This is a genomic window from Gilliamella intestini (genome assembly GCF_900094935.1).
GTDB lineage: Bacteria > Pseudomonadota > Gammaproteobacteria > Enterobacterales > Orbaceae > Gilliamella > Gilliamella intestini.
This window is the reverse complement of the sequence record NZ_FMBA01000064.1, coordinates 1-8,921: the sequence shown is the minus strand read 5'-3', so window position 1 is coordinate 8,921 and position 8,921 is coordinate 1. Positions and strand designations below refer to the sequence as shown.

Here is an 8,921-nt window from a genome sequence, read left to right as displayed (position 1 = left end):
CCGGTTCTCATTCGGAAAAGGATCCCTTCAAACGTCATCCGATGCTCGGATTTATTATAAACTCGGCCGGTATTTTTCATTATTTGTAGTAGCTTTTCCCACCGTTTATCTGTTAGCATTGTTCTTGGCATGATGAATCGAGTTATGGTTGTTTTTTGCAGAATTATTATAACTCACATCATGCCGTCTAAAAAATAATCACGAAAGATCAACACGCCCTAATAAATCCTTAACAATTCTAGGATTACCAGCAACAATATTGCCCGAAACCATATAATTATTGCCACCTGCAAAATCAGTAATAACGCCACCTGCTTCACGCAAAATCAATTCACCGCCAGCAATATCCCATGGTTTTAAGCCAATTTCAAAAAAGCCATCTAAACGACCTGCAGCAACATAGGCAAGATCTAAAGCGGCAGAACCAGTGCGACGAAAATCGCCACATCGAACAAATAATTTTTGTAATACACCAAAATAACTATCGCTATATTGTTTAGCTTTAAACGGAAAAGCCATTGCTAACACGCTACCGTCTAAATCTTTCGCATTACTCACTCGAATACGATAACCATTAAGTTGGGCGCCTTTACCACGAGCAGCCGTAAACAGTTCATTACTCATTGGGTTATAAACTACTGCAACTTCGGTTTTACCTTTAACACGAGCTGCGATAGACACTGCAAAATGAGGGATATTTTTAATAAAATTGGTCGTACCATCAATTGGGTCAATTATCCACTGAGTATCGGCATCATTACCTTTAGCTAAGCCGCTTTCTTCGGCAATGATAGTATGGTCAGGATAAGCTTTTTTGATTGTTTCAATAATCAAAGCTTCAGCCGCACGATCGGCATTAGTGGCAAAATCATTAGCGCCTTTGGTTTCTATTTCGATTGAACTAGGATTTTCATAAGCCTTGATGGCTACATTACCTGCTTTACGAGCAGCGCGAATAGCGATATTAAGCATCGGATGCATAAATTTATTCCAATTGATGATGTTAAAGAACGGGTTGGTTTAGTAAGACTAATTTAGTAATACTAAAAGTTGTTACATAGTATAAAGGTTTTGTGGCTTTATTGCCAGTGTGTTGGGAATTGATAGGTAAAGCTCGCTTGAATTAATTATATTGATAACGGCTATCCTTTTGTTTATATTTCAAGAACGATCCTGTAAATAAATTTGTATATTTGCTGATTTTTGCTTGATACGCTGAGTATCACGTAGTTTATCTAAACTGTAGGAAAACGCAGAGTTGTTTACACTTCATGGTTAAAATAATCCTCTAAAAACTCATAAGGCGTTTTCCCTGAAATCGCTTTATGTGGTTTAACGGTATTATAAAAATTAATAAAGCGTTTCAGTTTTTGTTTTCTATCTATTGAATCGCTAAATACATGCTGATTATGCCACATCTCCATTAAAGTTCGTATCACTCTTTCGGCTTTCCCATTCGTTTGTGGGCAGGCGGGTTTGGTGAATTTTTGATTAATACGGTGGTTGTTACACGTTTTAACAAATAAGTGTTCGCTAGTGCCTTGATATTCACGTCCATTATCGGAATAAACACATTCAATAGTATAAGGACATTGGGTTAATACATCGTTTTGTAAAAATTGTGCCGCGCTAAATTGGGATTTATCAGGGTAAATACCCGCATAAAGCTCACGTGAAAAAATCATCAATACCGACAAATAAATATTCTCTCGTTTGCTGTTTCGTTTCATTTTTAAGTAAAGGTAAACGTTTGGTATCAACGTGTAGCATTTCTCCCGGATAGGTTTTGTTATAGCGTTTAGCTTGCCGCCTTAATTTATCTTCAATCGATTTTTCGACTTTAACCAGACGTTTAATTCAATAATGAATGGTTTTATAACGTTCATTCTTACTGGTTAAAGGCACAAAAAGCTTCAATCGGGCTTTCTTTAGTACATTATAAATGGTAGGCCGACTGACCATAAAGCGTTTTGCCAAATCAGTGACCGTTATTTTTTCTTTATGATATAAGCGCCATATCGCTTGTCTGTGATAAGCCGTTAGTTTTGTTTTTTTATGTATATTCATTACAGTAGTTTCTCAAATTACTGTAAACAACGCTAGTAAATCCTACATCTAAACAGATATTTTATTTAAATAAATAAAACTGCGCCATTTTTGTCAAGAAGTTTCAGGAGCGCACTACGTTTACGTATAAATACTATAAAAATCAAATTGTTAATTACAGGAGGATATTCTCTAGTTTGCTGTTCCATTTGATTTTTTAAGTAACGGTAAACCTTTGGTATCAACCTGTCGTATTTCGCTCAGAAAGGTTTTGTTATCACCTTTAGCTTGCCGTCTTAGTTTATTTTCAATGGACTTAAAAGGGGGTATTTACAGTGAGGCACTTAATGAGGGAAATGATAAAAAAGCTTCATTCCACAGATGTTATACACCAATTTTAATTGTTTTATATGAGCTAACACAATGAGATCAACAGATGTCTAAGGATTACAAACTATCCTACAAATAATATCTCAAAAAAACAAAAACTGTATTTATTTACAGTGTTTTTACTGCTATACTGCCAATATTATAACTAGCCTTATGTATTAATTTATTATGATAACTCAACTAACTATTAATAATTTTGCTATCGTCGATCGGTTGCTTGTGGATTTTTCTTTGGGGATGACAGCAATTACGGGTGAAACAGGAGCAGGGAAGTCGATTGCTATTGACGCATTGGGATTATGTTTAGGAAATCGTTCTGATGCTTCATCTATTCGGCATGGTGCTGAACGTGTGGATATTTCGGCTTGTTTTGTGCTTGATGATACGCCAGCGGCTTTTGCTTGGTTACACGAAAACCAACTTGATGAAGGCAATGAGTGTATTTTGCGACGAGTGATTAATCAAGACGGGCGCTCTAAAGCGTTTATTAATGGCCGTGCTGTTCCTATTTCGCAATTAAAAGATTTGGGGCAAATGTTGATTCAAATTCATGGACAGCATGAACATCAGCGCCTGTTACGCAGTGATTATCAGCAGTTGTTGTTAAATCATTATATGAATGAACCAACACTACTTGCCCAAATGCATCAAGCCTATAAGCAATGGAAAGAGGCAACACGAGCTTATCAGCAATACGAAACAACACGGCAAGAGCGTGATGCGCATATGCAGCTTTTGCAATATCAATTGAAAGAACTCAATGAGTTTTCGCCCATTGAGGGGGAATATCAACAAATTGATGAGGAATACAAACGGTTATCTAATAGTGAACAGTTAATTAACTTAAGCCAGCAATCTGTTATGTTGTTAGACGAGGCGGACGACTATAACATCAGCAATTTGCTAAACAGTGTAAAAAATAGTGTTCAAGAACTAACCTCGCTCGATCCTACGTTAAATAATGTTTATAACATGTTGGAAGACGCATCGATCCAAATTAAAGAAGCAAGCGATGAGCTTCGTCACTATAGTGAACGTTTAGAGCTTGATCCTGCTCGAGTTATGCAACTAGAACAGCGGTTATCTAAACAGATTGCTTTGGCGCGTAAACATCATGTCTTGCCCGAAGAATTGCCAAATTTACATCAAACTTTGTTAGCTGAATTTAAGCAAATTAATCAGCAAGATGAGCAAAGTGAACAACTTAAAAATGATATTACTAAATACCATCAAATCGCTGTCGAAATTGCCACAAAAGTGCATCAAAAAAGATTAACAATAAGCAAAACACTAGCCAAAAAAGTGACCACTATCATGCATGACTTATCAATGCCAAATGGTCAATTTAGTATTGATGTTGCTTTTGATGAAAATCGATTAAATGAAGATGGTGCCGATCAAATAACATTTTTAGTCAGCACCAATGCAGGACAAAGCGCACAACCGCTTGCAAAAGTGGCTTCAGGCGGTGAGTTGTCGCGTATTGCTTTGGCAATTCAGGTGTTAACTGCTCAAAAAATGGATACGCCAGCTTTAATTTTTGATGAAATTGATGTTGGGATCAGCGGTCCAACCGCCGCAAAAGTGGGGCAACTATTAAGGCAGCTTGGACAATCAACTCAAGTAATTACTGTTACTCATTTACCACAAGTTGCAGGACAAGCTAATCAACACTATTTTGTTAGCAAACAAACTAATGGTAAAAAAACCACTACAGATATGCAAAAATTAAACGAAAATGGGCGATTAAACGAGTTAGCGAGATTATTAGGCGGCGATAAAATTACAGACGCAACATTAGCCAATGCGAAAGAGCTACTTATTATCTAACTTAATTGTGGTAATATAACGCTTTCATTTTTGGTGTGAAGGAAGCATGATCATGAGTCTATCGGGTAAACGTATTTTGTTAGGGATTACTGGTGGGATTGCCGCTTATAAATGTCCTGACCTTGTTCGCCATTTAAAAAAATCTGGCGCGCAAGTGCATGTAGTTTTGACTGATTCTGCTAGCCATTTTGTCACTAAAATGACGCTTCAAGCTGTTTCTGGCAATCAGGTTTCCAGCGATCTCTTTGATCCATCGGCCGAGCTTTCTATGAGTCATATTGAACTTGCCAAATGGGCAGATTTAGTATTAATTGCACCTGCAACCGCCAATATTATTGCTAAAATGGCAAATGGTATTGCCGATGATTTGTTATCAACAATTTGTTTAGCAACATCTTCGCCAATTGCCATTGCTCCGGCGATGAATCAACAAATGTATAAAGCCGCCGCAACTCAACATAATTTATCTGTATTAGCGTCAAGAAATACCTTAATTTTAGGTCCAGGCAGTGGTTTTCAAGCCTGCGGTGATATTGGACCAGGACGTATGCTTGAGCCACTAACTATTGTTGAAGAAATAACCCACTATTTTAAATCAACCTCAGAGCTTTCAGATATATCAATTACCATTACGGCAGGACCAACAATCGAAGAAATCGATCCAGTTCGTTATATTAGTAATTACAGTTCAGGAAAAATGGGATTTGCAATTGCAAACGCCGCTGCTCAAATGGGTGCCAATGTCACATTAATTAGTGGACCAGTTCATTTACATACGCCGAATAATGTCAACCGAATTGACGTTAAAAGCGCTAAACAGATGTACGACGAAGCATTGGAGCATGCCCAAAAATCGACGATTTTTATTTCTTGTGCCGCCGTTGCTGATTATCATGCAAAAACAATTGCGACGCAAAAAATAAAAAAAACCGGCGATAACGATGAGCTTGTGATTGAATTAGTAAAAAATCCCGACATTGTCGCAAGCGTTGCAGCATTAAAAAAACATCGCCCTTTTGTCGTTGGATTTGCTGCCGAAACCAATGATGTTAAAGCTTATGCACTAAAAAAATTAACGACAAAAAACCTGGATTTAATTTGCGCTAATGATGTTTCAGACAAGAGCATTGGCTTTAATTCTGATCAAAATGCGTTAACGCTATATTGGCAAAATGGTGAGCAAACGTTACCATTAAGCAACAAACAACAATTAGCAATACAACTGCTTGAAGCAGTTATAAAACGATATAAAGCGAGTCACGATGAAAAGAAAAATTGATATAAAAGTATTAGATAAACGTTTAGGAAATGAATTTCCACTACCTACTTATGCAACTGAAGGATCAGCGGGTATTGATTTAAGAGCAATGTTTGATAAAACAACCGAAATAAAACCGGGAGAAACTATCTTAACGCCGACTGGTTTATCAATGCATATTGCTGATCCAAGTTTAGCCGCATTAGTATTACCACGTTCAGGACTTGGTTCAAAAAATGGTATTGTGCTTGGTAATTTGGTTGGTTTGATTGATTCGGACTATCAAGGTCAATTGTTTGTGCCTGTTTGGAATCGAAGCCAAACCCCTTTTGTGATTGAAGCAGGCGATCGAATTGCCCAACTAATCATTGTTCCGGTTGTACAAGCCGAATTTAACATTGTTGATGAATTTGTTGAATCAGCACGAGGCGAAGGTGGTTTTGGACATTCGGGTAAAAAATGATCGTGAGTAGCAAAAATAGAAATCGCAAAGAAGACATATTACAAGCATTAGCCAAAATGCTTGAATCTAATGAAGGTACTCAAAGAATAACTACGGCTAAATTAGCTGCAACAGTAGGTGTTTCTGAAGCAGCTTTATATAGACATTTTCCGAGTAAAACAAAAATGTTTGAAAGTTTAATTGTCTATATTGAAGATATCTTGTTATCCCGTATAAATATGATAATGCATGAAGAGCCAAATACATTTACTCGGTTACAACTTATTCTTGCTTTAATATTGGGGTTTTCTGAAAAAAATCCAGGATTAACCAGAATTATGACTGGGCACGCATTAATGTTTGAGCAAGATCAGTTACAAGAACGTATTAGCCAACTATTTGAACGAATTGAAACTCAAATTAAACAAGTTTTACGTGAGCGAAAAATTCGTGAAGGTGTTGCCTTCATAACTGATGAACGCATTTTATCTAGCCAATTATTAGCTTTTTGTGAGGGTATGATGGTACGTTATTCTCGTTCAGGTTTTAAATATCTACCAACAACTAATTTTGATACACGTTGGTCTTTATTGATCAAACAACTTGTTTAGCCAATTGCGAATTAAAATACTTTAACAAAAATTTCTATTACCCATTACTGAGGATAATAATATGAATTTTGAAGGTTTCTTAAATTATACCCTTTCATTTATCGAAAAATATGATAGGGTTGTATTTAGCTATATTACTCATTTCTGCTTTGCCATTATTATTTTTGTTATTGGTAGAACTATCGCTAGATTTATTAGCAACCAATTAAAAAGAGTATTATCAAATCGACACGTTGATCCAACTGTTGTTAAATTTGTCAGTGCATTAGCATACTATGCGATTATTGTAATGACATTGGTTGCCGTTTTAGGTCAATTAGGAGTACAAACAGCATCCATTGTTGCCGTGATTGGTGCGGCTGGCTTAGCTGTTGGTTTAGCATTACAAGGTTCACTATCTAACTTTGCGGCTGGAGTTATTTTAATTATTTTTCGACCATTTAAAGTCGGTGAAACGGTAATAATCAATAGTCAGCAAGGTATTATTGATTCTATACAAATTTTTTCAACATCTATTGTTACACCAACCAACGAACTAGTTATAATTCCTAACAGCCAAGTAGTAAGTGCTAATATTATCAACTATACTCGCTTACCAGAAAGACGTTTAGATTTGGTGGTTAATGTTGGTTATGATTCAGATATTCAAAAAGTCTATCAAGTGTTAAAGCAAGCAGTTGATAAAACTAATAATATATTAACATCCAAAGAGCCTACCATTCGATTAGATGTTTTAGATGCGTCCTCGATGAATTTTAATGTGTTAGTTTGGACATTAAACGAAAATTATGGCACGGTAAAAGGTCATCTGCTTGAAAATATCAAAAATGGATTAACTGAAAATAATATTAATATTCCATATCCAACAATGGATGTAAATCTTAAAAATAAGTAGCCAATCAATTATTAAAAACTCCGTCTGTGTTTATCAACGGAGTTTTCTATTATCTAATAACAATTAAATATCTTGATCCATATTTAACGCCGGTTTTTCGCAATCAGGACAACCCACTACTTTAGCAGGTACACCTGCAACGGTAGTATGTTGTGGCACAGGATCTAGCACAACAGAACCCGCTCCAATTTTGGCACCTTTGCCGATTTCGATATTGCCTAAAATCGTTGAGTGAGCACCAATCATCACCCCTTCACGAATTTTGGGATGGCGATCACCATTTTCTTTACCCGTTCCGCCTAATGTAACCGATTGTAAAATAGAAACATCATTTTCAATTACCACTGTTTCTCCAATAACAATACCTGTTGCGTGATCAAACATTACTCCACAGCCAATTTTTGCCGCAGGGTGAATATCAACGCCAAATACAATCGCAATTTGGCTTTGTAAAAAAATGGCAAGTGATTTACGGTTTTGCTTCCAAAGCCAATGGGCAATTCGATAAGCTTGCAAGGACAAAAATCCTTTGTAATAAAGAAGTGGTGTTGAATAGTAATTAGTGGCTGGATCGCGAATATAAATAGCCATGATATCGCATATAGCTGACTGAATAATATTTTGGTCCGCTTGATAAGCCTGACGGGCAATTTCACGAATTTCAATAGCGGGCATAACCTGAGAAACAAGTTTATTAGCTAAAATATAGCTTAAAGCACTACCCAAATCTTCATGATTAAGTAAAGTTGCATGGAAATAACTTGCTAGCATTGGCTCACTTTCCACTAATTCAAAGGCCTCTTGCCGAATGGTTTGCCATAACATCTCGGGTTTAACAACTACTTTTACATCATTCACTACAAGTCCCTATACATATTATCTAAAATTGCTAATATTGTTTCGCAAACTTTCCTTAGAAGCAAGGATTGTATTGATTTAACATCAATAAAAAGAAAAATGGAAACAATGTGTTTCCATCAGATTGATGACAAACCTCGATATAATTCGGGTTTTATTTTTTTATTTAAACCATAAATAGGATTTTTAATTTGGATTTTATTAAATAAATAAAAAATAGCCTAAAAACGTAACAAAAATAGCTTTATCGCTATTTTCTTGATATTTTGAGCCGTTGCGGCCAATAAACACTGCATTTGAACCTGCGCTCTATGGTCTGTTTTCGCCGAGCATAGACTTTTTTACCCCACTGGCTTAAACGAATCTCGTTGGCTTTCTCTTTATCTACTTCCCAGATATGGCGTGTGATGACTTTCTGTGTATTTTTACTCTGTGTACACTGTGACAATAACGGACAGACTTTGCAGGTTGCTGCATCAGAATGATAATGACGATAACCTTCCCTGCTGGTAGTTTTATATATTAATGTTTGCCCGTTTGGGCAAGTATAAGTATCGTTTTGACTGTTATAGATAAACTGCTTTTTTCTGA

Annotated in this window: 9 protein-coding genes and 2 pseudogenes; 5 read left to right on the top strand and 6 right to left on the bottom strand. The window is 36.2% G+C overall.

Going from position 1 to position 8,921, the window contains the following annotated elements; genetic code table 11:
- The 4 genes and pseudogenes from GA0061080_RS11190 to GA0061080_RS12815 form a co-directional block, all read right to left on the bottom strand.
- A pseudogene (locus GA0061080_RS11190) lies at window positions 1-131 on the bottom strand (IS5/IS1182 family transposase); the annotation flags it as partial.
- A 67-nt stretch (window positions 132-198) separates the two neighbouring features.
- Entirely contained in the window at window positions 199-981 is a 783-nt protein-coding gene (gene suhB, locus GA0061080_RS11185) for an inositol-1-monophosphatase (protein WP_091125664.1), read from the bottom strand.
- A 281-nt stretch (window positions 982-1,262) separates the two neighbouring features.
- A complete protein-coding gene (locus GA0061080_RS12820; RefSeq protein ID WP_209435830.1) occupies window positions 1,263-1,730 on the bottom strand; it encodes an integrase core domain-containing protein in 468 nt (155 codons plus the stop codon).
- Window positions 1,731-1,857: 127 nt separating this feature from the next.
- Window positions 1,858-2,067, bottom strand: coding sequence for an HTH domain-containing protein (locus tag GA0061080_RS12815; RefSeq protein ID WP_209435829.1), 210 nt, complete (start codon window positions 2,065-2,067; stop codon window positions 1,858-1,860).
- Window positions 2,068-2,604: 537 nt separating this feature from the next.
- On the opposite strand from GA0061080_RS12815, the gene recN reads away from it, so the two are divergent.
- The 5 genes from recN (at window position 2,605) to GA0061080_RS11155 (ending at window position 7,472) form a co-directional block, all read left to right on the top strand.
- Complete coding sequence (gene recN, locus GA0061080_RS11175; protein WP_091125660.1) at window positions 2,605-4,266, top strand: DNA repair protein RecN; 1,662 nt, start codon at window positions 2,605-2,607, stop codon at window positions 4,264-4,266.
- 52 nt (window positions 4,267-4,318) lie between these two features.
- A complete protein-coding gene (coaBC, locus tag GA0061080_RS11170) occupies window positions 4,319-5,545 on the top strand; it encodes a bifunctional phosphopantothenoylcysteine decarboxylase/phosphopantothenate--cysteine ligase CoaBC (RefSeq protein WP_091125656.1) in 1,227 nt (408 codons plus the stop codon).
- The gene (gene dut / locus GA0061080_RS11165; RefSeq protein ID WP_034909576.1) at window positions 5,529-5,987 is read left to right on the top strand and encodes a dUTP diphosphatase; all 459 of its coding nucleotides are present in this window, start codon (window positions 5,529-5,531) and stop codon (window positions 5,985-5,987) included. The genes coaBC and dut overlap by 17 nt, the downstream gene beginning before the upstream one ends.
- The gene (slmA, locus tag GA0061080_RS11160) at window positions 5,984-6,577 is read left to right on the top strand and encodes a nucleoid occlusion factor SlmA (RefSeq protein ID WP_167349234.1); all 594 of its coding nucleotides are present in this window, start codon (window positions 5,984-5,986) and stop codon (window positions 6,575-6,577) included. Before dut ends, slmA begins: the two co-directional genes overlap by 4 nt.
- A 61-nt stretch (window positions 6,578-6,638) precedes the next feature.
- Window positions 6,639-7,472, top strand: a complete 834-nt coding sequence (locus GA0061080_RS11155; protein WP_091125652.1) for a mechanosensitive ion channel domain-containing protein — start codon at window positions 6,639-6,641, stop codon at window positions 7,470-7,472.
- Window positions 7,473-7,535: 63 nt separating this feature from the next.
- On the opposite strand, the gene cysE is transcribed toward GA0061080_RS11155, so the two are convergent.
- Together cysE and GA0061080_RS11145 are read right to left on the bottom strand one after the other, a co-directional pair.
- Window positions 7,536-8,297, bottom strand: coding sequence for a serine O-acetyltransferase (gene cysE, locus GA0061080_RS11150; RefSeq protein WP_091125667.1), 762 nt, complete (start codon window positions 8,295-8,297; stop codon window positions 7,536-7,538).
- Between the two features lie 254 nt (window positions 8,298-8,551).
- Window positions 8,552-8,921 (bottom strand): annotated as a pseudogene (locus GA0061080_RS11145) (transposase); the annotation flags it as partial.